The sequence below is a fragment of the Streptosporangium sp. OZ121 genome, assembly GCF_051918885.1.
Lineage (GTDB): Bacteria > Actinomycetota > Actinomycetes > Streptosporangiales > Streptosporangiaceae > Streptosporangium.
This window is the reverse complement of sequence record NZ_JBPXMC010000002.1, coordinates 381,918-406,740: the sequence shown is the minus strand read 5'-3', so window position 1 is coordinate 406,740 and position 24,823 is coordinate 381,918. Positions and strand designations below refer to the sequence as shown.

At 72.7% G+C, this 24,823-nt stretch carries 23 protein-coding genes; 16 read left to right on the top strand and 7 right to left on the bottom strand.

From position 1 onward, the window contains the following. The first annotated feature begins 201 nt into the window (after positions 1 to 201). Entirely contained in the window at positions 202 to 1,227 is a 1,026-nt protein-coding gene (locus ACTOQ1_RS06665) for a 6-phosphofructokinase (RefSeq protein ID WP_362676568.1), read from the top strand. A 162-nt stretch (positions 1,228 to 1,389) separates the two neighbouring features. Here the strand turns inward: ACTOQ1_RS06665 and ACTOQ1_RS06660 are convergent, their stop codons facing one another. Then, positions 1,390 to 2,247, bottom strand: a complete 858-nt coding sequence (locus tag ACTOQ1_RS06660; RefSeq protein WP_440065194.1) for an MHYT domain-containing protein — start codon at positions 2,245 to 2,247, stop codon at positions 1,390 to 1,392. Between the two features lie 77 nt (positions 2,248 to 2,324). Here ACTOQ1_RS06660 and macS point away from each other — a divergent pair, with 77 nt between their 5' ends. From macS to thiI, 3 genes are all read left to right on the top strand, one after another. Further along, positions 2,325 to 3,434 (top strand): MacS family sensor histidine kinase, encoded by a 1,110-nt coding sequence (gene macS / locus ACTOQ1_RS06655; protein WP_440065192.1) that lies wholly within the window; start codon positions 2,325 to 2,327, stop codon positions 3,432 to 3,434. 52 nt (positions 3,435 to 3,486) lie between these two features. After that, on the top strand, positions 3,487 to 4,116 hold the full coding sequence (locus ACTOQ1_RS06650) for a response regulator (protein WP_440065467.1): 630 nt from the start codon (positions 3,487 to 3,489) through the stop codon (positions 4,114 to 4,116). A 147-nt stretch (positions 4,117 to 4,263) separates the two neighbouring features. Further along, positions 4,264 to 5,466, top strand: coding sequence for a tRNA uracil 4-sulfurtransferase ThiI (thiI, locus tag ACTOQ1_RS06645; RefSeq protein WP_440065191.1), 1,203 nt, complete (start codon positions 4,264 to 4,266; stop codon positions 5,464 to 5,466). 27 nt (positions 5,467 to 5,493) lie between these two features. Here the strand turns inward: thiI and aroF are convergent, their stop codons facing one another. Further along, entirely contained in the window at positions 5,494 to 6,531 is a 1,038-nt protein-coding gene (gene aroF / locus ACTOQ1_RS06640; protein ID WP_440065190.1) for a 3-deoxy-7-phosphoheptulonate synthase, read from the bottom strand. Between the two features lie 328 nt (positions 6,532 to 6,859). Between aroF and ACTOQ1_RS06635 the strand changes: the two genes are divergently transcribed. From ACTOQ1_RS06635 to ACTOQ1_RS06625, 3 genes are all read left to right on the top strand, one after another. Next, complete coding sequence (locus ACTOQ1_RS06635; RefSeq protein ID WP_440065189.1) at positions 6,860 to 7,522, top strand: molybdopterin-dependent oxidoreductase; 663 nt, start codon at positions 6,860 to 6,862, stop codon at positions 7,520 to 7,522. Between the two features lie 48 nt (positions 7,523 to 7,570). Next, on the top strand, positions 7,571 to 8,752 hold the full coding sequence (locus tag ACTOQ1_RS06630; protein ID WP_440065188.1) for a sensor histidine kinase: 1,182 nt from the start codon (positions 7,571 to 7,573) through the stop codon (positions 8,750 to 8,752). 76 nt (positions 8,753 to 8,828) lie between these two features. Continuing rightward, positions 8,829 to 9,635 carry a LytR/AlgR family response regulator transcription factor gene (locus ACTOQ1_RS06625; protein ID WP_440065187.1) on the top strand — a complete coding sequence of 269 codons (807 nt, stop codon included), beginning with the start codon at positions 8,829 to 8,831 and terminating at the stop codon, positions 9,633 to 9,635. Between the two features lie 991 nt (positions 9,636 to 10,626). Here ACTOQ1_RS06625 and ACTOQ1_RS06620 read toward each other — a convergent pair. Next, entirely contained in the window at positions 10,627 to 11,466 is an 840-nt protein-coding gene (locus tag ACTOQ1_RS06620; RefSeq protein ID WP_440065186.1) for a deoxyribonuclease IV, read from the bottom strand. A gap of 186 nt (positions 11,467 to 11,652) precedes the next feature. Between ACTOQ1_RS06620 and uraD the strand changes: the two genes are divergently transcribed. The 9 genes from uraD (at position 11,653) to alc (ending at position 20,221) form a co-directional block, all read left to right on the top strand. Continuing rightward, positions 11,653 to 12,258 carry a 2-oxo-4-hydroxy-4-carboxy-5-ureidoimidazoline decarboxylase gene (uraD, locus tag ACTOQ1_RS06615; RefSeq protein ID WP_440065185.1) on the top strand — a complete coding sequence of 202 codons (606 nt, stop codon included), beginning with the start codon at positions 11,653 to 11,655 and terminating at the stop codon, positions 12,256 to 12,258. A 115-nt stretch (positions 12,259 to 12,373) separates the two neighbouring features. Next, entirely contained in the window at positions 12,374 to 12,685 is a 312-nt protein-coding gene (gene uraH, locus ACTOQ1_RS06610; RefSeq protein WP_440065183.1) for a hydroxyisourate hydrolase, read from the top strand. Position 12,686: 1 nt separating this feature from the next. Continuing rightward, positions 12,687 to 13,589, top strand: a complete 903-nt coding sequence (gene pucL, locus ACTOQ1_RS06605) for a factor-independent urate hydroxylase (RefSeq protein ID WP_440065182.1) — start codon at positions 12,687 to 12,689, stop codon at positions 13,587 to 13,589. A 5-nt stretch (positions 13,590 to 13,594) separates the two neighbouring features. Further along, entirely contained in the window at positions 13,595 to 14,470 is an 876-nt protein-coding gene (locus tag ACTOQ1_RS06600) for an FAD binding domain-containing protein (protein ID WP_440065181.1), read from the top strand. After that, positions 14,470 to 14,943 carry a (2Fe-2S)-binding protein gene (locus ACTOQ1_RS06595; RefSeq protein ID WP_440065180.1) on the top strand — a complete coding sequence of 158 codons (474 nt, stop codon included), beginning with the start codon at positions 14,470 to 14,472 and terminating at the stop codon, positions 14,941 to 14,943. Before ACTOQ1_RS06600 ends, ACTOQ1_RS06595 begins: the two co-directional genes overlap by 1 nt. Positions 14,944 to 14,983: 40 nt before the next feature. After that, positions 14,984 to 16,354 (top strand): 8-oxoguanine deaminase, encoded by a 1,371-nt coding sequence (locus ACTOQ1_RS06590; protein ID WP_440065179.1) that lies wholly within the window; start codon positions 14,984 to 14,986, stop codon positions 16,352 to 16,354. Positions 16,355 to 16,597: 243 nt separating this feature from the next. Continuing rightward, entirely contained in the window at positions 16,598 to 17,839 is a 1,242-nt protein-coding gene (locus tag ACTOQ1_RS06585) for a glycerate kinase (RefSeq protein ID WP_440065178.1), read from the top strand. A gap of 23 nt (positions 17,840 to 17,862) precedes the next feature. Then, complete coding sequence (gene allB / locus ACTOQ1_RS06580; RefSeq protein WP_440065176.1) at positions 17,863 to 19,176, top strand: allantoinase AllB; 1,314 nt, start codon at positions 17,863 to 17,865, stop codon at positions 19,174 to 19,176. Positions 19,177 to 19,249: 73 nt separating this feature from the next. Then, positions 19,250 to 20,221, top strand: coding sequence for an allantoicase (gene alc, locus ACTOQ1_RS06575; protein WP_440065175.1), 972 nt, complete (start codon positions 19,250 to 19,252; stop codon positions 20,219 to 20,221). 21 nt (positions 20,222 to 20,242) lie between these two features. Here alc and pknB read toward each other — a convergent pair whose 3' ends face one another. From pknB to thiO, 4 genes are all read right to left on the bottom strand, one after another. Next, entirely contained in the window at positions 20,243 to 22,180 is a 1,938-nt protein-coding gene (gene pknB / locus ACTOQ1_RS06570; protein ID WP_440065174.1) for a Stk1 family PASTA domain-containing Ser/Thr kinase, read from the bottom strand. A 75-nt stretch (positions 22,181 to 22,255) separates the two neighbouring features. Then, entirely contained in the window at positions 22,256 to 23,071 is an 816-nt protein-coding gene (locus tag ACTOQ1_RS06565) for a thiazole synthase (RefSeq protein ID WP_440065173.1), read from the bottom strand. A 24-nt stretch (positions 23,072 to 23,095) separates the two neighbouring features. After that, the gene (thiS, locus tag ACTOQ1_RS06560) at positions 23,096 to 23,296 is read right to left on the bottom strand and encodes a sulfur carrier protein ThiS (RefSeq protein ID WP_440065172.1); all 201 of its coding nucleotides are present in this window, start codon (positions 23,294 to 23,296) and stop codon (positions 23,096 to 23,098) included. Beyond that, complete coding sequence (thiO, locus tag ACTOQ1_RS06555) at positions 23,293 to 24,576, bottom strand: glycine oxidase ThiO (RefSeq protein ID WP_440065170.1); 1,284 nt, start codon at positions 24,574 to 24,576, stop codon at positions 23,293 to 23,295. The genes thiS and thiO overlap by 4 nt, the downstream gene beginning before the upstream one ends. Positions 24,577 to 24,823 lie beyond the last annotated feature (247 nt).

Here is a 24,823-nt window from a genome sequence, read left to right as displayed (position 1 = left end):
GGCCGGACGCGGGGAGACGGTCCGCCGGGCGGCTCACCTGTCGATCATGGGAAAGGACATGTGAGGACTACCCCCCTTGGTCTAGACCACTGGGCGCATCTGCGGGCAGAATGCGTTGCGTCGGTGGCGAAAACCCGTCGCCGGACCGACCGTGCCACTTAGTCTGGCCATCTTGTATCGAACTCACTACCGGAGGATGCCATGCGTATCGGAGTGCTCACCGGGGGCGGCGACTGCCCTGGCCTGAACGCCGTTATCCGCGCCGTCGTGCGCAAGGGAGTGGGCGTTCACGGGCATGAGTTCGTCGGGTTCCGCGACGGCTGGCGCGGTCCCCTCGAGGGCGACACCATGCCGCTTGACATCGAGGCCGTACGCGGGATCCTGCCGCGTGGCGGAACGATCCTTGGCTCTTCCAGGACCAACCCGATCAAGATCGAGGGCGGCGTTGAGAAGATCAAGGAAAACCTCGCGAAGGGCGGGGTCGACGCGCTGATCGCGATCGGCGGCGAGGACACCCTCGGTGTGGCCAAGCAGCTCTTCGACAAGGGCGTGAAGGTCGTCGGCGTGCCCAAGACGATCGACAACGACCTCAACGCGACCGACTACACCTTCGGCTTCGACACGGCCGTCAACATCGCCGTCGAGGCGATCGACCGCCTGCACACCACCGCCGAGTCCCACCACCGCGCGCTGATCTGCGAGGTCATGGGCCGTCACGCGGGCTGGATCGCCCTGCACGCCGGAATGGCGGGCGGCGCCAACGTCATCCTCATCCCGGAGAAGCCCTTCGACATCGACAAGGTCTGCGCCTACGTCGAGTCCCGCTTCGAGACGCGTTACGCGCCGATCATCGTCGTGGCCGAGGGGGCGCACCCGGTCGAGGGCCAGATGGCGCTGCAGGCGGGCGAGCTCGACGCCTTCGGCCACGTGCGACTCGGCGGCATCGGCGAGAACCTCGCCAAGGAGATCGAGAAGCGCACCGGCAAGGAGGCCCGCACCACCGTGCTCGGCCACATCCAGCGCGGGGGCACCCCCACGGCCTTCGACCGGGTGCTGGCCACCCGGTTCGGCCTGCAGGCCATCGACGCGGTGCAGGAGGGCGACTTCGGCAAGATGGTCGCCCTGCAGGGCACCGACATCGTCAGGGTCGGCCTCGACGAGGCCACCAAGGAGCTGAAGACCGTGCCGGCCGGCCGCTACGAGGAGGCCGAGGTCTTCTTCGGCTGAGCCGGATCGCCCCCGGAGCCCGCCCCCGAGGCGTCTCCGGGCGCGCCGGTAAGTGTTCTGCAAGCGGCCTCCCCTAGCCTCCCGGCAGGGCGGCCGCCCGCGATTCCCCTCCATGTACGGCTTGCGCCTTGACCAGGCACCAGCGGGGGCGCAAGCCGTACATCATCGCCCTTGCGAGTCGAACAGCGACGGGCCCTTCCGCGCGGGAGCCGGCGGCGGGGCGACCGGCTCCCGGAGGTGGTCCTCGTCGCGGAGGCTCTCCAGTCTGGCCAGCAGGGCGGCGTCGCTCTCCATCTCCCGCTGCGACGGCGCCAGGATGACGGCCAGCAGCAGGCCGAGGGTGAGCAGGCTCACCAGGGCCAGCGTGGGCAGCATGAAGTCGACGCCCCTGGCCCCCTCGACCGGCGTCAGCGAGATCAGGGGCCGCACCTCGAGCGCGAACATGCCGGTGTAGTGCATGCCGCAGACGGCCAGAGCCATGATCAGCGCGGCGCCGCCGGTGGCGAGCGCGCCGCTGACCCGCAGGGTGAACCAGAGTGCCACCGTGGACGCGGCGATCGCGATCAGTACCGAGAGCCCGACCAGCGGCGGATCGTAGGAGACCTGCGCCGACATGTTCATCGCGAACATCCCGATGTAGTGCATGCCCGCCACGCCGAGGCCGGTGAGCACGCCGCCGGACAGCAGGGAGAGCGGCCTCTCGCCCTGGTAGGAGACCAGGAACAGGCCCGCGCCCACGATGACGACCGCCAGGGCCGCCGAGCCGATCGTCAACGGCACGTCGTAACGGATCTGGCCACCGCCGACGGCGAAGCCCATCATGGCGACGAAGTGCATGACCCAGATGCCGGTGCCGCCGATGGACAGCGCCCCGCCCGCCAGCCAGCGGACGCGGGCCGCGCCCGTCGCCGCGCGGGCCCTGGCGGTGAGCAGGAGACCGAGCATGCATCCGACACTCGACATGACGTAGGCCAGCGCGGGGGTGAGCAGGCCATAGGAGAAGTGATCTACGTGGGACATGTTCCAGTTTCTATTGAGAGGGAAACCAGGGGATTATTGCAGCTCGCGGCCTTTCCGGAGAAAGGGGCGGGCGGCCGATGACGGGAATCGAGGACCCGTTTTGGCGAGCGGTCGCGGTTTTCCGCGTCGCATCCCTCGGGTACGCGGCGGTCCTGCTCGTCCGCGCCGGAGGGTACGCCCACCCGGTGACCGGCTGGCTGGTGATCGGCGTCATGGCACTGTGGACCGTGGCGACGATCTTCGCCTACTCCGTCAGGGAGCTGCGCGGCCGGCCCCTGCTCGCCGCCGACATGCTCGTGACGGTGGGCTGCCTGCTCGCCACTCCGGCCGTGCAGGGCCCCTACCAGCAGGGTAGCCTGCCGATCACCGGCACCTGGATGGGCGGGGCGGTGCTCGCCTGGGGAGTGTACGGCGGGCGGCGGTTGGGGGCGGTGGCCGCGCTGATCGTCTCGCTGGCCGATCTGTGGCTGCACGGCGTCCCCGGGGGCGGCTTCGAGATGCTGCCGATCAACGGAACCGTCCTGCTCTTCCTCGCCGGGGTGGTCGTCGGGCACGTGGCCCGGCTGGCCAAGAAGGCCGAGGAGCGCATGCAGCAGGCGATCGAGCTGGAGGCGGCCGGGCGGGAGCGGGAGCGGCTCGCCAGGGGAATCCACGACTCGGTGCTCCAGGTGCTGGCGCTGGTCCAGCGGCGCGGGCAGGAGATCGGCGGCGAGGCGGCCGAGCTGGGCAGGCTCGCGGGCGAGCAGGAGGCCGCGCTGCGCGAGCTGGTCAGGCTCAGGCCCGAGACGTCCGCCCTCGGCACCGCCGACCTGTGCGCCCTGCTGCACGGGTACGGCTCGGCCACGGTGACCGTCTCGGCCCCGGCGACCCCGCTGACCCTGCCCGCGGCCACCGCGGCCGAGATGGCCGCCGCGGTCGGGGCCGCCCTGGACAACGTCGCCCGCCACTGCGGGGCGCGGGCGCCCGCCTGGGTCTTCGCCGAGGGCGACGGCGGGCTGGTCACCGTGACCGTCAGGGACGAGGGGCCGGGCATCGCGCCCGGACGCCTGGAGGAGGCCGCCGCCGACGGGCGGCTGGGCGTCGCGCAGTCCATCCGGGGCCGCATCGCCGACCTCGGCGGCACGGTCACCGTGATCTCGGACCCGGGCCGGGGCACCGAGATCGAGATGTCGGTGCCGGCCGGGTGAAGAAGACCGGCCGGTCGGGACATAACAGCCCTAAGGTGGGCCAATGCGCGTGATGGTGGTGGACGACCACCCGATGTGGAGGGACGGGGTGGCCAGGGATCTGGCCGAGGCCGGGTACGAGGTCGTGGCGACGGTCGGGGAGGGGCGGCAGGCGGTCCGGGTGGCCGCGGCGGTCCGGCCCGAGCTGGTCGTGCTCGACCTGCAGCTGCCCGACCTGCCGGGGGTCGAGGTGGCCAGGAGGCTGGCCGCGTCGGAGCCGCCGCCCCGGGTGCTGATGCTGTCGGCCAGCGGCGAGCAGGAGGACGTGCTGGAGGCCGTCAAGGCAGGCGCGTCCGGATATCTCCTGAAATCAGCGAGCAAGGAGGAGTTCCTCGACGCGGTCAGGCGCACCGCCGAGGGCGACGCGGTGTTCACCCCCGGCCTTGCGGGACTCGTCCTGGGGGAGTACCGCAGGCTGGCCGCCAGGCCCGCGCCCGAGACGACCCCCCGCCTGACCGAGCGGGAGACCGAGGTGCTCCGCCTGGTCGCCAAGGGCCTGTCGTACAAGCAGATCGCCGAGCGTCTCGTGCTCTCCCACCGGACGGTGCAGAACCACGTCCAGAACACCTTGAACAAGCTCCAGCTCCACAATCGGGTGGAGCTGGTCCGCTACGCGATCGAGCAGGGCCTCGACGAGTCGTAAGCGCGACTAAAGTGACAAGGTCGAGACGTTGTCTTTGCGTGAGTACGCGAGAGACTTGACCGTGGTACCCGGACCCCCGGGTTCTCCGGGTTTCCCTGACGTCCCCCGACTCCCCGTTCCCCTCGACGTTCCACCGGAGGTCGCACCATGACCATGTCCGCCTTGGGCGAGCCCTGCGTTCTGCTCAAACTGGGCGAGGTCGTCCTCAAGGGCAACAACCGCGAGCTCTTCGAGCGCAGGTTGCAGGCCAACATCAAGGCCGCCCTGAAGGACGTCGGCGTCAAGGTCGACGTACGGCAGCGCCACGGTGTCATCGCGCTCTTCCTGCCCGACGGCAGTAGCGCGGAGATCGCCGACGCGGTCGCCGAGCGTGTCTCGTACGTCCCCGGCCTGGTCTGGGTGCACCGCGCCTGGCGGGTGGAGAAGGACCCCTCGGCGATCACCAAGGCCGCCATCGAGTTGCTGGCCGACCGCGACGACGTCAGGCGCGGCGTCTCCTTCGCGGTCCGCTCCCGCCGCCGCGACAAGCGCTTCCCGCTCACCTCGATGCAGCTGGACCGCTCGGTCGGCGGCGAGCTCAACGACATCTACGGCCTGCCGGTCGACCTGAAGCGCCCCGAGCTGGTGGTCTCCATCGAGGTCGACCGCGACGAGGCGTTCGTCTTCACCGGCGGGCAGCCGGGCCAGGGCGGGCTGCCGGTCGGCACCAGCGGCAGGGGCCTGGTGCTGATGTCCGGCGGCATCGACTCCCCGGTGGCCGCCTACCGGATGATGCGCCGCGGCCTGCGGGTCGACTTCCTGCACTTCTCCGGCATCCCCTTCACCACCTCGGAGTCCATCTACAAGGCGTACGCGCTGGTCAGGGCGCTCGACAAGTTCCAGGGCGGGTCCCGGCTGTGGGTCGTCCCCTTCGGCAAGGCCCAGCAGTCGATCAAGGCCTCCGGGCAGGACCGCCTGGCGATCATCACCCAGCGGCGCCTGATGCTGAAGACCGGCGAGGAGGTCGCCCGCCGCCTGCGCGCCGGGGCCCTGGTCACCGGCGACTCCCTGGGGCAGGTCTCCTCGCAGACCCTGCAGAACATCACCGCCCAGGACGACGCCGTCGACATGCCGATCCTGCGTCCCCTCATCGGCCTCGACAAGACCGAGATCATGGCCGAGGCCCGCCGCATCGGCACCCTGGCGATCTCCGAGCTGCCGGACGAGGACTGCTGCACGCTCCTGGCCCCCCGCAGGGCCGAGACCGCCGCGAAGCTCGTCGACCTGAAGAAGATCGAGCGCCGCCTCGACGCCGAGGAGCTCGCCGTCCAGCTGGCCGGGTCCCTGCAGGAGTACAAGATCGACACCTGAACCCCCCCGGGCACGCCCGGGGGGAGGTCAGGCGGGGGCCAGGAGGTCACCGGCGGCGACCTTGCCCAGCAGCGGCGGGAAGTGCTCCATCACCCGGGCGAGCTCGTCCAGGTCGCCGTCGACCAGTGCCTGCGGGCCGTCGCAGAGGGCTTGGTCGGGGTGCGGGTGGACATCGATGATCACGCCGTCGGCGCCGGCCGCGACGGCCGCGCGGGTGAGCGGCAGGACCAGGTCGCGGTGGCCGCCGGAGTGGGACGGGTCGACGATCACCGGCAGGTGCGACAGCCGCTGGGCGAGCGGCACCGCCGAGACGTCCAGGGTGTTGCGGGTGGCGGTCTCGAAGGTGCGGATGCCGCGCTCGCACAGCACGATGTCGAGGTTGCCGCGCTGGGCGACGTACTCGGCGGCCATCAGCCACTCCTCGATGGTGGCGCTCATCCCTCGCTTGAGCATCACCGGCCTGCCGGCGGCGCCGACGGCCTGCAGCAGCGCGAAGTTCTGCGCGTTGCGGGTGCCGACCTGGAGCATGTCGGCGTAGGAGGCCACCAGCTCCACGTCGTCGGCGTCGACGACCTCGGTGACGACGGGAAGCCCGGTCTGCTCGCGCACGTCGGCGAGGATGCGCAGGCCCGCCTCACCGAGCCCCTGGAAGGCGTACGGGGAGGTGCGGGGCTTGTAGGCGCCGCCGCGCAGCAGGGTGGCCCCGGCCGCCTTCGCCATCAGGGCGGCCTCCAGGGTCTGCTGCGGGGTCTCCACCGCGCACGGCCCGGCGATCAGGGTGACCGTGTCCGGGCCGATCGGCACGCCGCCGACGCGCACGGTGGACCGCTCGGGGTGGTTGTCGCGGCTCACCAGCTTGTACGGCGCGCTCACCCGCATCACGTCGGCCACCCCCGGCATCCCGCGCAGGTCCAGGGTGGCGAACTGGGCGATGTCGCCGACCAGGCCGATGATCGTACGGCTCACGCCCCGGCTGACGAACGCCTCGCCGCCCGCCGTGCTGATGATCTTCACGATCGCCTCGACGTCCTCTCGCGTGGCGTCCGGGCCCATGACGATGACCATTTCTCTCCCTCTCGATCGCTCCGCCGGTGCCGGCCGATCCCGGCGGGCCCCGATGGTTCTCGTGGTTGTGACGTTCTCGGCGAAGGCCGGGAAAAGCAGAAGGCCCCGGGTCCGAAAACCGGACCCGGGGCCTTCTGTTCGCCAGGCTGTCAGCGCAGCATCTGGAGGCGAACGGTCCGACCTGAGGGTCCGTCGCCATACCAAAACCAGAACGCGGTGCGCATAGCCGCAAATGATAGCGCACGACGAGAATGCGCTCTCCCGTGACCCGGGGTCCGGAGGGGGAAGGGTGCAATGCGGTGGCCACCGAGGAGGCGGAAAACCGACGATGGCAGGATTACCCCGTGCCAGCGGGGAAACGGCGAGGGGAGTGACGGTGGAGCAGTCCGAATCACCGGAGGAGCCTCGCCTGCCCCCCGGCCAGTACGTCCCCCGGGGCAGGCCGGTGATCCACTATGGCCGGGTGCCCACCTTCCGCCCGGCGACCTGGCAGTTGCACGTCATGGGGGCGACCGCCTCGGGCGAGCAGCACCGCTTCACCTGGCCCCAGTTCTCCGAGCTGCCGCGCACCACGATCGTGGCCGACTTCCACTGCGTCACCAAGTTCTCGATCATGGGCAACGAGTGGAGCGGGGTGTCCACGGAGACGCTGATGAAGATCGCTCCGCCCGCGCCCGACGTGAAGCACGTGATGATCTGGGGTGAGTACGGCTACAGCGCCAACCTCCGGATCGGCGACTTCGCCCGCTCCCAGACGATGTTCGCGCTGGAGTTCGAGGAGAAGCCCATCTCCCCGGAACGCGGGTTCCCGGTGCGGATGGTCGTCCCGCACCTGTACGCGTGGAAGAGCGTCAAGTGGGTTCGCGCCGTGGAGTACCTGGTGGAGGACAAGCGCGGTTTCTGGGAGGAGCGCGGTTACCACAACATCGCCGACCCCTGGCGCGAGCAGCGCTACTCCTATCAGGAGGAAGCGGGCGAAGGCCCGCCGTGATCGGCGTTCGCCCCTGATCAGAGGGACGGGTTGACTACGGTTTTCCGCATGTCGACCACCGGCTGGGTGCTGCTGTGCGCCTTCAGCACCCTCCTCGGATTCCTCCTTCCCCGCCCGCGCCGGCGGCACCCGGACCGTCCGGGCGGCCCGACGGACGAGGCCACCTTCCTCACCCTGCACATCGCGGCGATGGCGGCGCCCTCGCTGCGGGCCGGGCTCACCCGCGACTCCGCCCGCAAGGCGGTCCGCCACCTGCGTGCCCTGCTGGGCACCAGCGCCATCGCGGTCACCGACTCCGGCGGACTGCTCGCCTGGGACGGCGTGGCGGGCTGCCACCGCGACCACGCGCCCGAGCACGCCCGTGCGGTCCTCGCCTCCGCCCGCCCGCGCACGGTGGCCGGAGACGAGCTGGCCTGCGACACGCCGGGCTGCGCCATCGGGGGCGGGGTCGTCGTGCCGCTCACCGTCGACGGGCGGGTGGTCGGGGCGCTCGCCGCGTACGACACCGTGGTGAGCGCTGCGCTGGTGCGGACCGTCACCGAGGTCGGCCGGTGGGTCTCGGGACAGCTGGAGATGGCCGAGGTCGACTCCTCGCGGCGGCGGACGATGGCGGCCGAGATGCGGGTGCTGCGCGCCCAGATGTCCCCGCACTTCGTCTACAACGCGCTGACCACCATCGCCTCCTTCGTCCGTACCGACCCCGACCGGGCGCGGGAGCTGCTGGTGGAGTTCGCCGACTTCAACCGGTACGCGCTGCGCCGGGCCCGCGACTTCGCCACCCTCGCCGAGGAGGTGCACTGCGTGGACCGCTACCTGCTTCTGGAACGTGCCAGATTCGGCGACCGGCTCCGCGTCACCCTCCGGGTCGCGCCGGAGGTGCTGTCGCTCCCCGTCCCCTTCCTCTGCCTGCAACCCCTGGTGGAGAACGCCGTCAAGCGCGGGGTGGCCGCGGTGGGACGTCGGGGCGAGGTCCGGGTGGTGGTCAGCGACGCCGGCCCCGAGGCGCACATCAGCGTGGAGGACGACGGCCTGGCCGTGCCGTCCGAGCGGACCCGGCCGCTCCTCGACGGCGGCCCCCCGCACGAGGACGAGGAGGGCGGGATCGGGCTGGCCGGCGTGGACGTGCGGTTCCGCCAGATCTACGGCGAGGACTACGGCCTGGTCGTGGAGAGTGCCCCGAACGCGGGTACCACGGTGAGGCTCCGCGTTCCCAAGCTCCCTCGCCAATAGCTACATGTAGTCAAACTATTACCTGAAGTCGCCATGCGGCTTGCGGCGGATGTGGTTCAGGGGGCAGCGTAGGGTCATGTTGCGAGTCCTGGCCGTTGACGACGAGGTCCCCGCTCTTGAGGAGATCGCCTATCTCCTCCGCCAGGACCCCCGGATCGAGCACGTCTCCACCGCCGTGGGCGGCGTCACCGCGCTCCAGGACATGGTCCAGATGATCGGTACGGGCGAGCGGCTGGACGGGGTCTTCCTCGACATCCGGATGCCCGGCCTCGACGGCCTCGACCTGGCCAGGCTCATCGCGGGCTTCCCCAACCCGCCCCGGCTGGTCTTCGTCACCGCCCACGAGGAGTGCGCGGTGCAGGCCTTCGAACTGGAGGCGGTCGACTACCTGCTCAAGCCGATCAGGACCGACCGGCTGGCCGAGGCGGTGCGGCGGCTGGAGGCGCTGATCCCCGCGCCCCCCGCGACCCCCGCGGCGGCCGACCCCGTGGCCGAGGACGTCATCCCGGTCGAGCTCGCCGGGCGGACGAGGTTCGTGCCGCAGCAGGCCGTCTGGTTCGCCGAGGCGCAGGGCGATTACGTCCGGCTGCACACCGACGAGGGCAGCTATCTGGTCCGCATGCCGCTGGCCGCCCTGGAGCGGCGCTGGGCCGGGTCGGGGTTCATCAGGGTGCACCGCAGCACGCTCGTCTCGGTGCGGCACGTGAGCGAGCTGCGCTTCGACGGCGGCCGGGTGATGCTCAGGGTGGGCACCGAGACGCTCCCGGTCAGCCGCCGCCACACCCGCCAGGTCCGCGAGCGGCTCATCCGCCAGTTCCGCGACCGCCCTGCCGCCCCCGGGGTGGCCCGGGGCAGGTCCCTGCCCTCCGCCGCCCTGCGCTAACCGCGCCCCTTCCCGTTTCGTCCCGCTCCCTTCCGGGGATCGAGAGCTCCCTCCGGGAGGTGAGGGCTCCCTCCGGCGTTCCCTCCCGAGGCGCGAGGGACGTTCCGTGGCGGCCGCTCGTCCCTCCCCGTTCGTACCGGCGGGCCGCGCGTGGTCGCGGGTGGGCCGTGCGTGGGCCGTGCGTGGTCGCGGGGCCCACGGGGATGGTTCCGGGGGTCCTCGCCCCTCTCCGGGCCGTACGGCCGCCGTGCGACCACGTCTTCGCCCAGGGCCCTGCCCCGCGTTCCCACGCCCCCGGGTGGCGATTCACGCCCGGGTGGACCCCGGCACGCCCACTCCCGGGCCGCCGGGCCGCCGGCCGTGTCTCCGATCGCCGCCCCGGCCGTGGCCCGGACGGCGCCCCGCGCTCGCCGCGGCCATCCTCGCCCGGGACGCCTGCCTGCCGTCGCCGGGCTCCCGGTCCCCGACCCCGCTCGCCGGCACGCGTTTCGCGCGCCCTGCCCGCGTTCCCCCGTACCGGTGGTCCCACGGGCCCCGGAAGCCCCCGATCGACCGTTCGTCGTCCGTCGGCGGCCGTTCGTCGTACCGGCACTCTCCGTACATCGACAACTACGAACCGTTAATCGCGCTGGGGGGAAAGCGCCGCTCACTCGTCTGGACGCGCCTCTAGTGTTCCCTCATCGGAGAGCGAGACCCGCCGCGTCAGGGGGGACAGAGCCGGAAGGCTCGCACAAGACCTGACGTGCGGACATCGGGTGACCGTCGAGAGCCGGCGACATCCGGTCACTCGGCCGCCGGGTCCTTGGCCGGAAGGGGAGGGGCCGCCGATCTCCGATATGACGGGACGCCCGCGCCAGCCAGCGGGCCGGACCGTGATCCGGCCACACGGGGGCGGCCGGATCACGAGGACGGGCGTCCCGTCTGACCTCGCGGACCCCGGGGACGCGCGCCCTCCCGGCCGGCGATCACCGGCAGGCGGCCGGTCGCCGGATCAGGAGTCGCGCAGCTTCTTGAGCACGTCGATGTCCTCGCGGTGCTTCTCGGCGCCGCCCGGCGTCTCGATGCAGAACGGCACCCCCGCCACCGCGGGGTGGCGCATCATCTCGGCGAAGGGGGCGGCGCCGATGTGGCCGGCGCCGATGTTCTCGTGCCGGTCCCTCCTGGAGGCGCACGGGTCCTTGGAGTCGTTGGCGTGGACCAGCTTGAGCCGCCCCGGGGCGATCGCGTGCAGGGCGTCCAGGGTCTCCTTGACGCCCTCGGAGGTCGACAGGTCGTGCCCGGCGGAGAAGACGTGGCAGGTGTCGAAGCAGATGCCCGCCTTCGGGTGCCAGTCGAGGGCCTCCAGGTAGGGCTCCAGGTCCTGGACGGTCGCGCAGAGCACCCCGCCCTGCCCCGCCATCGACTCCAGCAGCAGGTCGGGACCGTCGTCGGGGATCTCCTCCAGGAGCGGCAGCAGGTGCTCGTGCAGCTGGCGCAGGGCGGCGTCACGGGACTGGCTCACCGCCGACCCCGTGTGGATGACCACTCCCTTCGCGCCGATCGCGTGGCCGCGCAGCAGGTTGTGCCGCACGGTGGCCACCGACTTCTCCAGCGTCTCGGGGCTGGGAGACCCCACGTTGACGAGGTAGGAGGCGTGCACGAAGGACAGCACGCCCGACTCGCGCAGCTTGGCGTCCTGGGCGGGGTCGCCCGCGGCGAGCGCCCAGCCGCGGGGGTTGCTGACGAACACCTGGATCATCTCGGCGCCGATGTCCGCGGCGTACCGCAGCCCGCCCTTGGCGAGACCACCGGTGACGGAGACGTGCCCGCCGATGAGGGAGAGTGAAGTCATAGTGAACCCATTTTAGGCGCCACCCGGGCGGTCGGCCTGTCCCCGGCGATCGGTGTTCCTTATCGCCCGACGGCACCCGCCGTTCAGCGAGTTTGGAGCATGTTACGAAAATCTGGGGCAAATCATGGCTCACTTTGCGGTTCTTGGCGCTGGACCGCGCACACCGGCGGTGTGTGTACTGCTCACATGCGTAACGTGGACTCCGCGCCGAACTCCGCGCCGCCGGTCCCGGGGCTGGCCGCGTTCAACGCGCTGGGCGCCGAGGAGGCCGAGGCCGGGCTGCTGGCCTGCTGCGCCTGCCGGGCCTTCGCCCGGGAGGTGGCCGCGCTGCGCCCCTACCGCGACCTCGACCGGCTGGCCGAGGCGGCGGAGGCCGCAGTGCGGGGGCTGGACTGGTCCGGCGTCCGCGAGGCGCTGGCCGCCCACCCCCGGATCGGCGAGCCGCCCCGGGAGGGTGGTCCGGCGACCGGTTCCGAGCCGCCCGGCCAATCGGGAAAACGCGTGGAAAGGCGCTCGGAAACCGAAGCGGCCTGGTCGCGGGGGGAGCAGGCGGGGGTCGGCACGGCCGGGCGGGAGGTCCTCGACCGGCTGGCGGAGGGAAACCGCGCCTACGAGCGGCGGTTCGGCCACGTCTACCTGATCTGCGCCACCGGCCTGTCGGCCGGGGAGATGCTGGCCCGTCTCACGGAGCGGCTCGGCAACGACGAGGACACCGAGCGGGAGGTCGTCAGGGCCGAGCTCGCGAAGATCACCCGGCTGCGGCTGGCGAAACTCCTGGGAACCGCCACATGAGCCCCGCACCTCCGGGAGCCGTCACGAGTTTCGTGCCCCTGGGAGCCGTCACGAACCCGGGAGCCGTCACGGCCTCCGTACCCCTCGAAGACCGCGCGCCGGGGAAGGGTCACACATGAGCCTGTCCACCCACGTGCTGGACGCCGCCCTGGGCAGACCCGCGGCGGGGGTCGCCGTACGCCTGGAAAGGGACGGCGAGGTGCTCGCCGAGGGCGTCACCGACGCCGACGGGCGGATCGCGGGATGGACCTGCGGGGAAGGCGACCACCGCCTGGTCTTCGAGACCGGCGGCTACTTCGCCGCCCGCGCGGTGAAGGCCTTCTACCCCCGGGTCTCGATCGACTTCACGGTGGCGGACCCGCGGGAGCACCACCACGTGCCCCTGCTGCTCAGCCCGTTCGCCTACTCGACGTATCGAGGGAGCTAGCATGCCCGTCGTTCTCGGCCCCAACCGCTACGGCAAGGCGGAGACCCGCCTGGTCCGCGTCGTCAGGGACGGCGGCGTCCACCACGTCAAGGACGTCACCGTCGGCTCGGCGCTGTCCGGTGACATGGAGGCGGTCCACCTCACCGGCGACAACGCAGCGGTCCTGCCGACCGACACGCAGAAGAACACCGTGTACGCCTTCGCCAGGAAGCACGGCGTGGCGGAGATCGAGGATTTCGCGGTCCTCCTGGCCCGCCACTACGTGGAGTCGCAGCCCACCGTCCACCACGCCCGCGTGGAGATCGAGGAACACTTCTGGGACCGCATCCCGGTGTCCGACGACGTCGCAGGGGAACGCGGGCGGCACTCCTTCGTCCGCTCGGGCCGGGAGACGCGCACCTGCGCCGTCCACCACGACCGGGACGGCACCACCACCGTGGTCTCCGGGCTGAGGGACCTGGTGGTGCTGAACTCGACCGACTCGGAGTTCTCCGGCTTCGTCGAGGACGAGTACACCACCCTCCCGCCCACCAAGGACCGCGTCCTGGCCACCGCCGTCTCGGCCCGCTGGCGGCACCTGCCCGGCGCGGAACCGCCGGGGACGGCGTACGGGGAGTCGTACGACGAGGTGCGCCGCCACCTGCTCGGGGCGTTCGCCGAGACCTACAGCCTGTCGCTGCAGCAGACGCTCTACGCGATGGGCGAGCGGGTGCTGAACGCCCGCGAGGAGGTCTGCGAGGTGCGCCTGGCGATGCCGAACAAGCACCACTTCCTGGTCGACCTCACCCCGTTCGGGCTGGACAACCCCAACGAGGTGTTCTACGCGGCCGACCGTCCCTACGGGCTGATCGAGGGCAGCGTGCTCCGCGACGACGCCCCCGACGCCCGCTTCAGCTGGGAGTGACGAGCATGGACTTCCTGCGACCCGCCACGTGGGCGGAGGCACTCGCCGCCAGGGCCGACCGGCCGGACGCGGTGCCCATTCAGGGCGGCACCGACATGATGGTCGAGCTCAACTTCGACGTGCGGCGGCCCGGCGCGCTGCTCGACCTGAACCGGGTCGCCGAGCTCGCGGAGTGGAGCGAGGAGCCGGACGGCAGGCTCAGGGTCGGCGCGGGCGTGACGTACGCCCGGCTGATCGCCGAGCTGGGCGACCGGCTGCCCGGCCTGGCCCAGGCCTCCCGCACGGTCGGCTCGCCGCAGATCCGCAACCGGGGCACCGTGGGAGGCAACCTCGGCGCGGCCTCGCCCGCCGGGGACGGCCATCCGCCGCTGCTGGCCGGGGACGCGGTCGTCGAGGTCGAGTCCGCCGCCAGGGGCGTGCGGATGATCCCGGCCGACGGCTTCTACCTCGGGGTCAAGCGCAGCGCGCTGGAGGCCGACGAGCTGATCCGGGCGTTCTGGATGAGCCCCGCGAGCGGCCCCCAGTACTTCTCCAAGGTCGGCACCCGCAACGCCATGGTGATCGCGGTCTGCTCGTTCGCGATCGCGCTGCGCCCCGGTGAGCGCCGGGTCGGCACCGGCATCGGCTCGGCCGCCCCGACCCCCCGCCGCGCCGTCGCCGCCGAGGAGTTCCTGGCCGCCGAACTCGACTGGGAGGCACGGCTCGACCCGGCGGTGCTCGGCCGTTTCGGCGAGCTGGCCGCCGAGGCCGCCTCGCCGATCGACGACGTGCGCGGCACCGCCGATTACCGGCGCCACGCCATCGCGGTGATGGCGCGGCGCACCCTCACCTGGGCGTGGAACGAGTTCCGCTCCGGACACTTCGAGAGGAGGGCCGGCTGATGCGCGTCACCTTCACCGTCAACGGCCGCACGGAGACCGCCGACGACGTCTGGGAGGGCGAGAGCCTCCTGTACGTCCTGCGAGAGCGGGTCGGCCTGCCGGGCTCCAAGAACGCGTGCGAGCAGGGCGAGTGCGGCTCCTGCACGGTCTACCTCGACGGGATCCCCGTCTGCGCGTGCCTGGTCGCGGCCGGGCAGGCCGAGGGGCGTCAGGTCCGCACCGTCGAGGGGCTCGCCGACGGCGACCGGCTCGACCCGATCCAGGAGGCCTTCGTCGAGTGCGGCGCCGTCCAGTGCGGCTTCTGCACCCCCGGACTCCTCGTCCAGGCCCACGACCTGATCGAACGGGTCGGGCAGCCGTCCGACGCGGAGATCCGCGAGGCTCTGGCGGGCAACCTGTGCCGGTGCACCGGCTACGAGAAGATCCTCGACGCCGTGCGCCTCGCCGCGGCACGGAAGGCGGAGGCCTCGTGAGTCCCACCCTGATCGAGAACGTCCACGGGAAGGCGGCCCGGTGAGCTCCATCCTGATCGAGAACGTCCACATCGCCCCGGTCGCGGGCCCGGAGATCCTCTCGGGGCACATCCACGTCGAGGGCGACAGGATCGCGGCCGTGGGCGCCGGCCCGGCGCCGGACGTCCCGGGAGCGGCCAGGATCGACGGCACCGGCTGCCTGGCCACCCCCGGCCTGGTCAACACCCACCACCACCTCTACCAGTGGGCCTCCCAGGGGCTCGCCCAGGACGCCACCCTGTTCGAGTGGCTGACGGCGCTCTACCAGGTGTGGGCCGCGATGGACGCCGAGGTCGTCAGGGGCGCGGCGGGCGCGGGGCTGGGCCATCTGGCGCTGTCCGGCTGCACCACCTCCAGCGACCATCACTACATCTTCCCCTCCGGGCGCGGGGACCTGTTCGCCGCGGAGATCGAGGCGGCGAGGGAGGTCGGACTGCGCTTCCACCCCGCCCGGGGCTCGATGGACCGCGGGAGGTCGCAGGGCGGCCTGCCACCGGACGTCGTGGTCGAGCGGCTCGACGAGATCCTCGACGCCACGGCCGAGGCCGTCGACACCTACCACGACCCGTCCTTCTCCTCCATGCTCCGCGTCGCGGTAGCCCCCTGCTCGCCGTTCTCCGTCAGCGCCGACCTGATGACCGAGGCCGCCGCGCTGGCCAGGTCCAAGGGCGTGCGCCTGCACACCCACCTCGCCGAGACCCTCGACGAGGAGGAGCACTGCCTGCGGCAGGTCGGGCAGCGCCCGGTCGACTACATGGAGAAACTCGGCTGGCTCGGCCCGGACGTGTGGTTCGCCCACGCCGTCCACCTGAGTGACGGCGACATCGACGTCTTCGCCCAGACCGGTACCGGTTCGGCGCACTGTCCCAGCTCCAACGGCCGTCTCGGCGCCGGGATCGCCCGCGTCTCCGAGATGCTCCACCGGGGCGCGAACGTCGGCCTGGGGGTGGACGGCAGCGCCTCCGCCGAGCTGACCTCCCTGTCCGGCGAGATGCGGCAGGCTCTGCTGTTCCAGCGGGCCAGGTACGGGCCCACCGCGCTCACCGCCCGCCAGGCCCTGGAGATCGCCACCCTCGGCGGGGCGAGGAACCTGGGACGGCAGGAGGAGCTCGGCTCCCTGGAGGCCGGGAAGCTCGCCGACATCGCCCTCTGGCGTACCGGGGCCTTCGCCTCCGCGGTCGCCGACCCGGTCTGCGCCCTGGTCTTCGGCACCCGGCAGCCCCCGCTGGCCCGGCTGCTGGTCGGCGGCCGGACCGTCGTCGAGGACGACGAGCTGCGTACCGTCGCCCAGGACGAGCTCGGCCGCGAGGGAGGCGAGGCGCACCGCCGCCTCATGCGCCTGGCGGCGGAGCAGGGCTTCGGGATCTCGTGACCTTCCCCGCCGGTGGCCCGGAGGCGTCGCCGGGCAGGACCGGACGTCCGGAGGATCTGGAGCATCCGGAGCGTCCGGGGTGTCCAGGGGGTCCGGGGCGTCCGGGGGGAGGGGCCGGGCGTCCGGGGCGTCCGGGGGCGGATGTCAAGATGGTGCTCCGTCTCACCGGGGTCCGGCATCCGCCTCCCGTCCGCTCGTACCGGCCGGGAACGCGTGCCCCCCATCCGTCACCAGGGAGCAGGGTTGTCTGAGTCGTCGGGACACGTCGTGATCGCCCCGGACAAGTTCAAGGGTTCGCTGACCGGTGCCGAGGTCGCCGCGCGGATCGCGGCGGGTCTCGGGCCCGGCGTCGCCACGGTCGCGCTGCCGGTGGCCGACGGCGGTGACGGCACCGTGGACGCCGTCGTGGCCTGCGGTTTCACCCGCGTCGAGACCGAGGTCACCGGTCCCGTCGGCGTACCGGTCCTCGCCTCCTACGCCTGGCGCGACGCCTCCCCGCCGGAGGGCGGTGCTCCGGGGGCGGACGTGCCGACGGCGGTCGTCGAGCTGGCCGAGGCGTCCGGCCTGCGGCGGCTGCCGGTCGCCTCCGGGCCCGCCGCCCCGGCGGGATCGCCCGCCCACGAGGGCGTCGAGCTGGCCCCGCTCACCGCGACCAGCCACGGCACCGGCGAGCTGATCGCCCACGCCGTACGGCGCGGGGCCCGGCGGGTCGTGCTCGGCCTCGGCGGCAGTGCCTGCACCGACGGCGGCACGGGCATGATGCGGGCGCTCGGCGTCCGCTTCCTGGACGCCGAGGGGTGGGAACTCCCCTTCGGGGGAGCGGCCCTCCGCGACCTGGCGAGAATCGACACCTCAGGACTCATCGCCGTTGACGGGGTCGAGTTCGTGGTCGCGGGCGACGTGGACAACCCGCTGCTCGGCCCGCACGGCGCCGCCGCCGTGTACGGACCGCAGAAGGGCGCGAGCCCCGACGACGTGCGGCTGCTCGACCGGGCCCTCGCCCGGCTCGCCGCCGTCGCCGCGCACACCCACGGCCTGGTCGGGGCCATCGAGCACGACGGCGTCGTCCGCTCGATGGGCGTGGCCGGGCAGCCGGGCGCGGGCGCCGCGGGAGGAGTGGGCTTCGCCGCGCTGGCCTTCCTGGCCGCCGACTTCCGCCCGGGCATCGACTATCTCCTGGAACTGCTCGGCTTCCGCGACCGGCTCGAGGGCGCGCGCCTCGTCGTCACCGGTGAGGGCTCGCTCGACGAGCAGACGCTGCGCGGCAAGGCACCCGCCGGGGTGGCGAGCGCCGCGGCCAAGGCGGGGGTCCCGGTCGTCGCGGTCTGCGGGCGCCGCAGCCTCGGCGACGAGGAGCTGAACGCGGCGGGCATCACGGCCGCCTACGCGCTCACCGACATCGAGCCCGACCCGGCCGTGTGCATGTCCCAGGCGGGCCCGCTGCTGGAGCGGCTCGCCCGCAGGGTCGCGGAAAGGCACCTTTGACAGACGGCGAGGACGGAGAGCGGATGAGCGCAGGGGCTGAGGACGTACCGGATCTGGTCATCCGGTCCCGCAGGGTCGTGCTGCCCGGGGGAGAGGAACCGGCGGCGGTCGCCGTACGGGACGGGAGGATCGTCGGGGTGCACGCCCACGACGCCGGGCCGGACGCCGTCGAGCGGGTCGACCTCGGCGACGTCGCGCTGCTGCCCGGCCTGGTCGACACCCACGTGCACGTCAACGAGCCCGGCCGCACCCACTGGGAGGGGTTCGCCTCCGCCACCCGGGCGGCCGCGGCGGGCGGGGTGACCACGATCGTGGACATGCCGCTCAACTCGCTGCCGCCGACCGTGAACGCGGACGCCCTGGCCGTGAAGCGGAGGGCCGCGGACGGGCAGTGCGCGGTGGACGTCGCCTTCTGGGGCGGGGCCGTCCCCGGCAACGTCGGGGACCTGCGGGCGCTGCACGAGGCGGGCGTACGCGGGTTCAAGTGCTTCCTGTCCCCGTCGGGCGTGGACGAGTTCCCGCCGCTGGACGCGGACGGCCTGCGGGCCGCCATGGTGGAGATCGCCTCCTTCGACGGCCTGCTGGTCGTCCACGCCGAGGACCCCGCGCTGCTCGCCGACCCCGAGGGGCCGGGATACCCGGAGTTCCTCGACTCCCGGCCGGGAGAGGCCGAGCGCCGCGCCGTCGAACGGGTCGCCGCGCTGGCGGGGGAGACCGGGGTGCGGGCGCACATCCTGCACGTGTCGTCCGCATTGTGCCTGGAACCGCTGGCGAAGGCCCGGCGGGAGGGGGTGCGGCTCACCGCGGAGACCTGCCCGCACTACCTCACGCTGATGGCCGAGGAGGTGCCCGAGGGCGCCACCCAGTTCAAGTGCTGCCCGCCGATCCGCTCCTCGGCCAACCGAGACGAGCTCTGGCGCGGGCTCGCCGACGGGGTGCTCGGCTGCGTCGTCTCCGACCACTCGCCGTCCACCCCCGACCTGAAGGTGCCCGACTTCGCCGCCGCCTGGGGCGGGATCTCCTCCCTCCAGCTCGGCCTGACCGCCGTCTGGACCGAGGCGGCGCGGCGCGGGCACGACCTGGGCGACGTCGTGCGCTGGATGGCGGGAAACCCGGCCGAGCTGGCCGGGCTGCGCGGCAAGGGCGCGATCGCGGTGGGTGCGGACGCCGACCTCGTCGCCTTCGACCCCGACGCCGTCCACACCGTGGACGTCTCCGCCCTGCACCACAGGAATCCGGTCACGCCCTACCACGGCAGGACGCTGGTGGGGGAGGTGCGCACGACGTGGCTGCGCGGCCGGGCCGTGGGTAGGGAACCCCGGGGCGCCCTCCTGTAGGGCCGTCGGGACCCGAAGGACCGTGGAACGACCCCGGTGGCCGGGCCGGCTCCCCGCGAGAAAGGTTCTCTCCTTGACCGAGTTCACGATCGGATTCACCGCACTGCCCGACCTCGCCCTGCGCACCCTCGGCGGCTCGGTCATCGCGGCCAACGACGAGTCCTTCGCCGAGAAGGAGAGTCTCATCAGGCCGGGCCGCCCCGGCTTCATGCCGCACACCTTCGGGGCCAAGGGCCAGGTCTACGACGGCTGGGAGACCCGCAGGCGCCGCGAGCCCGGCCACGACTGGGCCCTGGTCAGGCTCGGCATGCCCGGGGTGATCAGGGGCGTCGTGATCGACACCGCCTGGTTCAAGGGCAACTACCCGCCGTACGCCTCCGTCGAGGCCGCCGAGGTCGAGGGCTACCCCACGGTCGCCGAGCTGGAGACGGCCGGCTGGACGGAGATCGTTCCCAGGAGCGAGCTGAAGGGGGACGCCGAGCACCTCTTCGCGGTGCCCGGCGAGCGCCGCTACACGCACGTACGGCTGAACATGTTCCCCGACGGGGGCATCGCCCGCCTGCGGGTGCACGGCGAGGTCAGACCCGACCTGTCCCTGTACGAGGGACTCGGCCTGGACCTGGCCGCCCTGGAGAACGGCGCGCTCGTCACCGCGTGCTCCGACGAGTTCTACTCCTCGCCCAACAACGCCATCTCACCCGGCCTCGCCCGCCACCAGGCCGAGGGCTGGGAGACCGCCCGCCGCCGCGACGACGGCAACGACTGGCTGGTGATCCGCCTGGCGGGCCCCGGCGTCGTCAGCCTCGCCGAGATCGACACCACCAACCTGGTGTTCAACGCCCCCGCCGAGGTCTCCGTCACGGGCAGCGCGGACGGCACCACCTGGTTCCCGCTGCTGCCCAGGACCCGCCTGCTGCCCGACACCCGGCACCGCTTCCGCATCCGGGACGCGCCCGCGGCCACGTACGCCAGGGTCGACATCCATCCCGACGGCGGCCTGGCCCGGATCCGCCTGCACGGCTTCCTCGCCGAGACCGGGGGCTGATCCCGCCCCGGTGCCGGAGAGTCAGTACCAGATGGTGACCTCGGTGCCGGGCGGGACCGCCTGGCCGCCCGGCGGAACCTGGGCCAGCACCCTGCCCTTGCCCAGGGTGCGCCTCAGCTTCACCGTGACTCCCGCGGCGCGCAGCTCGTCCCTCGCCGCCCGGTAGTCCTTGAACACGATGTTCGGGATCACCACGATCTTCTGGTCGTCGCCGGGTGGTGGCTCGCCCTCGCGCTCCCAGGGCCAGCGCCAGTCGCCGCCGCACTGCGACAGGGTCAGCCGGACCACGGCACCCCTGTCGACCTCGGCCCTGGGCAGCGGGTCCTGGGCGATGACGGTGCACGGCTGGGCGGAGTCGGTCTGCTCGACGAACTCGGGAACGAACCCGTCCCCGCGCAGCACCGCGTCGGCCTGGTCGCGGGGCATTCCCCTGAGGTCGGGCATGACCAGGCCCGCGCTCACGACCAGGTCGAGCTTGCTGTTCTCCTTGACCGGGTTTCCCACGGCGGGGATGGTCCGCATCACCTGGCCGCGCGGCACGGTCTCGCTGGCCTGCTTCCTGACGTCGTCGACGAGGAGGGAGGACTCCGCCAGCTTGCTCCTGGCCTGCGGTTCGGTCATCCCCACCACGTTGGGCACCGCCACCCGCTTGGGGCCGGCCGAGGCGATGAGGATCAGCTTGCTGTTCGGCTCGGCCTCGGTGCCCGCCGCGGGCTCGGTGCGCAGCACGATCCCCTTGGGAACCTTCTCGTCGTGCTCGGCCTTGCCCGTCTCGACCGTGAAGCCGCTCCGCTTGGCCTCGCCGGCGGCGGCCATGATGTTCTTGCCCACCAGGGTGGCGGGCACCACGATGGAGGTGTTCTGCGAGAACAGCCAGCCGGTCACCCCCACCGCGATCACCATGACCACGGCCAGCCCGATCAGGAACCAGCGGGCCCCCGACCCCCCGCGCGCCCTGGGGGCGGCCTCGGGGCGGTCGCCGGCCGGGCCGGTGAGCAGGTCGGCGCGGGGCTGGATCAGCGTGTGGTTGGCCGGGGCGGGGGGCGCGGGCGCCACCATCTCGTGGCCGTGCGGCGGGCCGACGGGGACCGACGGCACCGGTCCGCTCTCCCTGGGCAGCATCCGGTGCGCCTCGACGGCGGCGACCAGCAGCGCGGTGGCGTCCGCCGGACGGTTGGCGGGGTCGCGGGCCGTCGCCCTGGCCACCAGCGTGTCGAGCAGCGGGGAGGAGCCGGGCAGCAGCGCCGAGGGCACGGGCACCGTGTCGTGCACGTGCCGGTAGGCCACCGACATCGGGGTCTCGCCCTCGTACGGCTGGCGGCCGGTCAGGAGCTCGAACAGCATGATGCCGGCCGCGTAGACGTCGCTGCGGGCGTCGGCGCCGCCGGAGGTCACCTGCTCGGGCGACATGTAGCCGATGGTGCCGATCATGACACCCGTGCGCGTCTGGTTGCTCGCCTCGATCGCACGGGCCAGGCCGAAGTCGACGACCTTGACCCGGCCGTCGTCGGCGAGCAGCACGTTCTCCGGCTTGACGTCCCGGTGGATGAGGCCGGACTGGTGGGCGGCGCCCAGCGCGGCGAGGACGGGGATCATGACCTCCAGCGCCTCGCGGGCGGGCAGCCTGCCCCGGGCGCGGAGCACGTCGCGCAGGGTCCGCCCCGGCACGTACTCCATCGAGAGGTAGACGTTGTCGCCGTCCGTGCCCTGGTCGAACACGTGCACCACGTTGGGGTGCGACAGGCTCGCCACCGACTTGGCCTCGCCGATGAAGCGCCGCACGAAGGCGGGGTCCTCGGCGAGCGAGCGGTGCATCACCTTGACGGCGACCGTGCGGTCGAGCCGGACGTCCAGGGCCAGATAGACGGTCGCCATTCCGCCCCGGGCGATCCGGGACTCGACGCGGTAACGCCCGTCGAGGAGTTTCCCGACCAGGGGGTCCGTAAGCGTCGTGTCCACGTGGCCGAGTTTACGGGCGATTTGGCGCCGACAGGATCCCCGAATCCCAAACCGATGCCGAGACGTGGTGGTTTTCTATCGATGAACCACCGGCGTGCTGTCGATCGAGGGAGAGGAGGCTTCCGCGTAGCGACGCCGGGGTATCCGCCCGGCCATACGGGCCGCCCGGCCCGCGGAGACGGCCGAGCGCATCGCCCGGGCCATCAGGTCAGGACGCTGCGCGCGGGTGACCGCCGTGGCCAGCAGGACCGCGTCGCAACCCAGCTCCATGGCGAGCGCCGCGTCGCTGGCCGTGCCGATCCCGGCGTCCAGGATCACCGGCACGCTCGCGAACTCCACGATCAGTTCGATGTTGTGCGGGTTGCGGATGCCCAGCCCCGAGCCGATCGGCGCGCCCAGCGGCATCACCGCCGCGCAGCCCGCCTGCTCCAGCCTGCGCGCCAGCACGGGGTCGTCGCCGATGTAGGGCAGCACCGTGAACCCGTCGGCGACCAGCCGCTCCGCCGCGTCGAAGGTCTCGATGGGGTCGGGCAGCAGGGTGCGCTCGTCGGCGATGACCTCCAGCTTGACCCAGTTCGTCTCCAGCGCCTCCCTGGCCAGCCTGGCGGTCAGCACGGCCTCACCGGCGGTGAAGCAGCCCGCGGTGTTCGGCAGCACCTTGATGTCGCGCCGGCGCAGCACGTCGAGCACCGAGCCCCGCGCGGCCGGGTCGAGCCGCCGCATCGCGACCGTGGTCAGCTCGGTCCCCGAGGCGGCGAGCGCCTGGTCGAGGATCTCCAGGGAGGGGGCGCCCCCGGTGCCCATGATCAGGCGGGAGGAGAACTTCTCGCCGCCGATGATCAGCTCGTCCGCCATGCCCGCCATACCCGTCATGTCAGCTGCGTCAGTCATGTCAGTCATGTTCGTCATCGCCCGTCACCCTCCCTGAACCGCGGTGAGCACCTCGACGCGGTCGGCCTCCGCGAGCGCCGTGGACTCCCAGGCGCCGCGCGAGACGACCTCGTCGTTCACCGCGACGGCCACCCCGCTCCGCACGTCGGTCAGCCGCCGCACGGCCTGCGCGACGGTCGCCCCCGAGGGCAACTCGTGCGCGGCGCCGTTGATGGTCACGTTCATCGGTACTCCTGAGGTGTGTGCTCCCGGAGGCGGTGTTCCCGCGGCGGGTGTTCCCGGGAGCCGCGCTCCCGGAGGGCGCGCTCCTGTGGGGTGTGCTCCTGGGAGCCGTGCTTGTGGGGGGTGTGCTCCCGGGAACCCGGCTCCCGGAAGCGGAGGGGAGAGCAGACCGCGGCGAGCCCCGGGTCCGGCTCACCCGTCCCGCCCCCCTCACCCGTCTCGCTCACGCAGAGGTCGGCGGTGAGCGGCGCGAGCAGGACCCCGCCCCGGTGGTGGCCGGTGGCCAGGTGGAGACCGGGCACGATCGTGGGGCCGATCAGCGGCAGGTTGTCCGGGGTGCCGGGGCGCAGTCCCGCGGCCACCTCGGACACCTCCAGCTCGGTCACCCCGGGGACGAGCTCCCGCGCGTCGCGCAGCAGCTCCCACAGCCCCCCGGCGGTGACACGGGTGTCGAAGCCCATCTCCTCCTGGGTGGCGCCGAGGACCGTCTCGCCGTCGCCGCGCGGCACCAGGTAGACGTGCGAGCCGTGGACGACCCCGCGCACGCACCGCCGCAGGATCGGCGCGGGAGAGCGCAGCCGCATGATCTGGCCCTTGACGGGCCGCACCGGGGGCAGCGCCTCCGGGGGCACCCCCTCCAGGGAGCCCGACCAGGCTCCCGTGGCGAGGACCACCAGGCCGGCACCGACGGTCTCGCCACCCGCCAGGCGTACTCCGGTGACCGTTCCCGAGGACGTGAGCAGCTCGGCCACGCGGGCGCGCACCAGGGCGCCGCCCGTACGCTCCAGGGCCGCCAGGAGTGCCGCGGTGACCCTCCTGGGGTCCACCCAGGCGTCGCCGCCGGCCAGCAGGCCGCCCCGGACGGCGGGGGCCAGCATGGGCTCCAGGCGGCGGCACTCGCGGCCGGTGAGCCGCTCGGCGGGCAGTCCCAGCCTGGCGGTGAAGGCGGCGAGGTCGTCCAGCGCGGCCAGGTCGTCGGAGCCGAAGGCGACGTCGAGGGTGCCGTCGGTGCGGTAGTCGAGATCGTGCCCGCTCGCGTCCGCCAGTTCGGCGGCGAAGGCGGGCCAGCGCTCCAGGGAGGCCAGGCCCAGCCGCAGCAGCGGCTCCTCGGTGTAGGTGACCTCGCTGACCGGGGCGAGCATGCCCGCCGCCGCGTGCGAGGCGCCGGAGGCCGGTGCGGGGTCGGCCACCGCCACCCTCAGGCCCCGGCGGGCGGCGCGCCACGCCACCGACAGGCCGATCACGCCCCCGCCGGCGACGAGAAGATCGAAATGGTCCGCCATACGTGCTCCGCTCCCTTCGCCGGCATGACCCGGATCAGGTTCGTGGCGGTCGAGGGCTCGCTCGCGGCCGCTGTCCGGACCTCGCTCGCCCGTGCCGTGCCCGATCGCGCCCCAGGGCGCGTCTCCTCGCACATCACCGGCTCGCAGGGTCCTTCTTCGCCCGCAGCCCTCCTCTCAGCCCGGTGCGTACCGGGCTCCCGCGCGTCTTCACCCCCCACCCTAAGGGTTCGGACAACACGCTTAGCGC

Coding starts and splice junctions, on each gene's coding strand:
- ACTOQ1_RS06665 (WP_362676568.1), top strand. CDS start 202: ATGCGTATCGGAGTGCTCACCGGGGGCGGCGACTGCCCTGGCCTGAAC.
- ACTOQ1_RS06660 (WP_440065194.1), bottom strand. CDS start 2,247: ATGTCCCACGTAGATCACTTCTCCTATGGCCTGCTCACCCCCGCGCTG.
- macS (WP_440065192.1), top strand. CDS start 2,325: ATGACGGGAATCGAGGACCCGTTTTGGCGAGCGGTCGCGGTTTTCCGC.
- ACTOQ1_RS06650 (WP_440065467.1), top strand. CDS start 3,487: ATGGTGGTGGACGACCACCCGATGTGGAGGGACGGGGTGGCCAGGGAT.
- thiI (WP_440065191.1), top strand. CDS start 4,264: ATGACCATGTCCGCCTTGGGCGAGCCCTGCGTTCTGCTCAAACTGGGC.
- aroF (WP_440065190.1), bottom strand. CDS start 6,531: ATGGTCATCGTCATGGGCCCGGACGCCACGCGAGAGGACGTCGAGGCG.
- ACTOQ1_RS06635 (WP_440065189.1), top strand. CDS start 6,860: ATGGCAGGATTACCCCGTGCCAGCGGGGAAACGGCGAGGGGAGTGACG.
- ACTOQ1_RS06630 (WP_440065188.1), top strand. CDS start 7,571: ATGTCGACCACCGGCTGGGTGCTGCTGTGCGCCTTCAGCACCCTCCTC.
- ACTOQ1_RS06625 (WP_440065187.1), top strand. CDS start 8,829: ATGTTGCGAGTCCTGGCCGTTGACGACGAGGTCCCCGCTCTTGAGGAG.
- ACTOQ1_RS06620 (WP_440065186.1), bottom strand. CDS start 11,466: ATGACTTCACTCTCCCTCATCGGCGGGCACGTCTCCGTCACCGGTGGT.
- uraD (WP_440065185.1), top strand. CDS start 11,653: ATGCGTAACGTGGACTCCGCGCCGAACTCCGCGCCGCCGGTCCCGGGG.
- uraH (WP_440065183.1), top strand. CDS start 12,374: ATGAGCCTGTCCACCCACGTGCTGGACGCCGCCCTGGGCAGACCCGCG.
- pucL (WP_440065182.1), top strand. CDS start 12,687: ATGCCCGTCGTTCTCGGCCCCAACCGCTACGGCAAGGCGGAGACCCGC.
- ACTOQ1_RS06600 (WP_440065181.1), top strand. CDS start 13,595: ATGGACTTCCTGCGACCCGCCACGTGGGCGGAGGCACTCGCCGCCAGG.
- ACTOQ1_RS06595 (WP_440065180.1), top strand. CDS start 14,470: ATGCGCGTCACCTTCACCGTCAACGGCCGCACGGAGACCGCCGACGAC.
- allB (WP_440065176.1), top strand. CDS start 17,863: ATGAGCGCAGGGGCTGAGGACGTACCGGATCTGGTCATCCGGTCCCGC.
- ACTOQ1_RS06565 (WP_440065173.1), bottom strand. CDS start 23,071: ATGACTGACGCAGCTGACATGACGGGTATGGCGGGCATGGCGGACGAG.
- thiS (WP_440065172.1), bottom strand. CDS start 23,296: ATGAACGTGACCATCAACGGCGCCGCGCACGAGTTGCCCTCGGGGGCG.
- thiO (WP_440065170.1), bottom strand. CDS start 24,576: ATGGCGGACCATTTCGATCTTCTCGTCGCCGGCGGGGGCGTGATCGGC.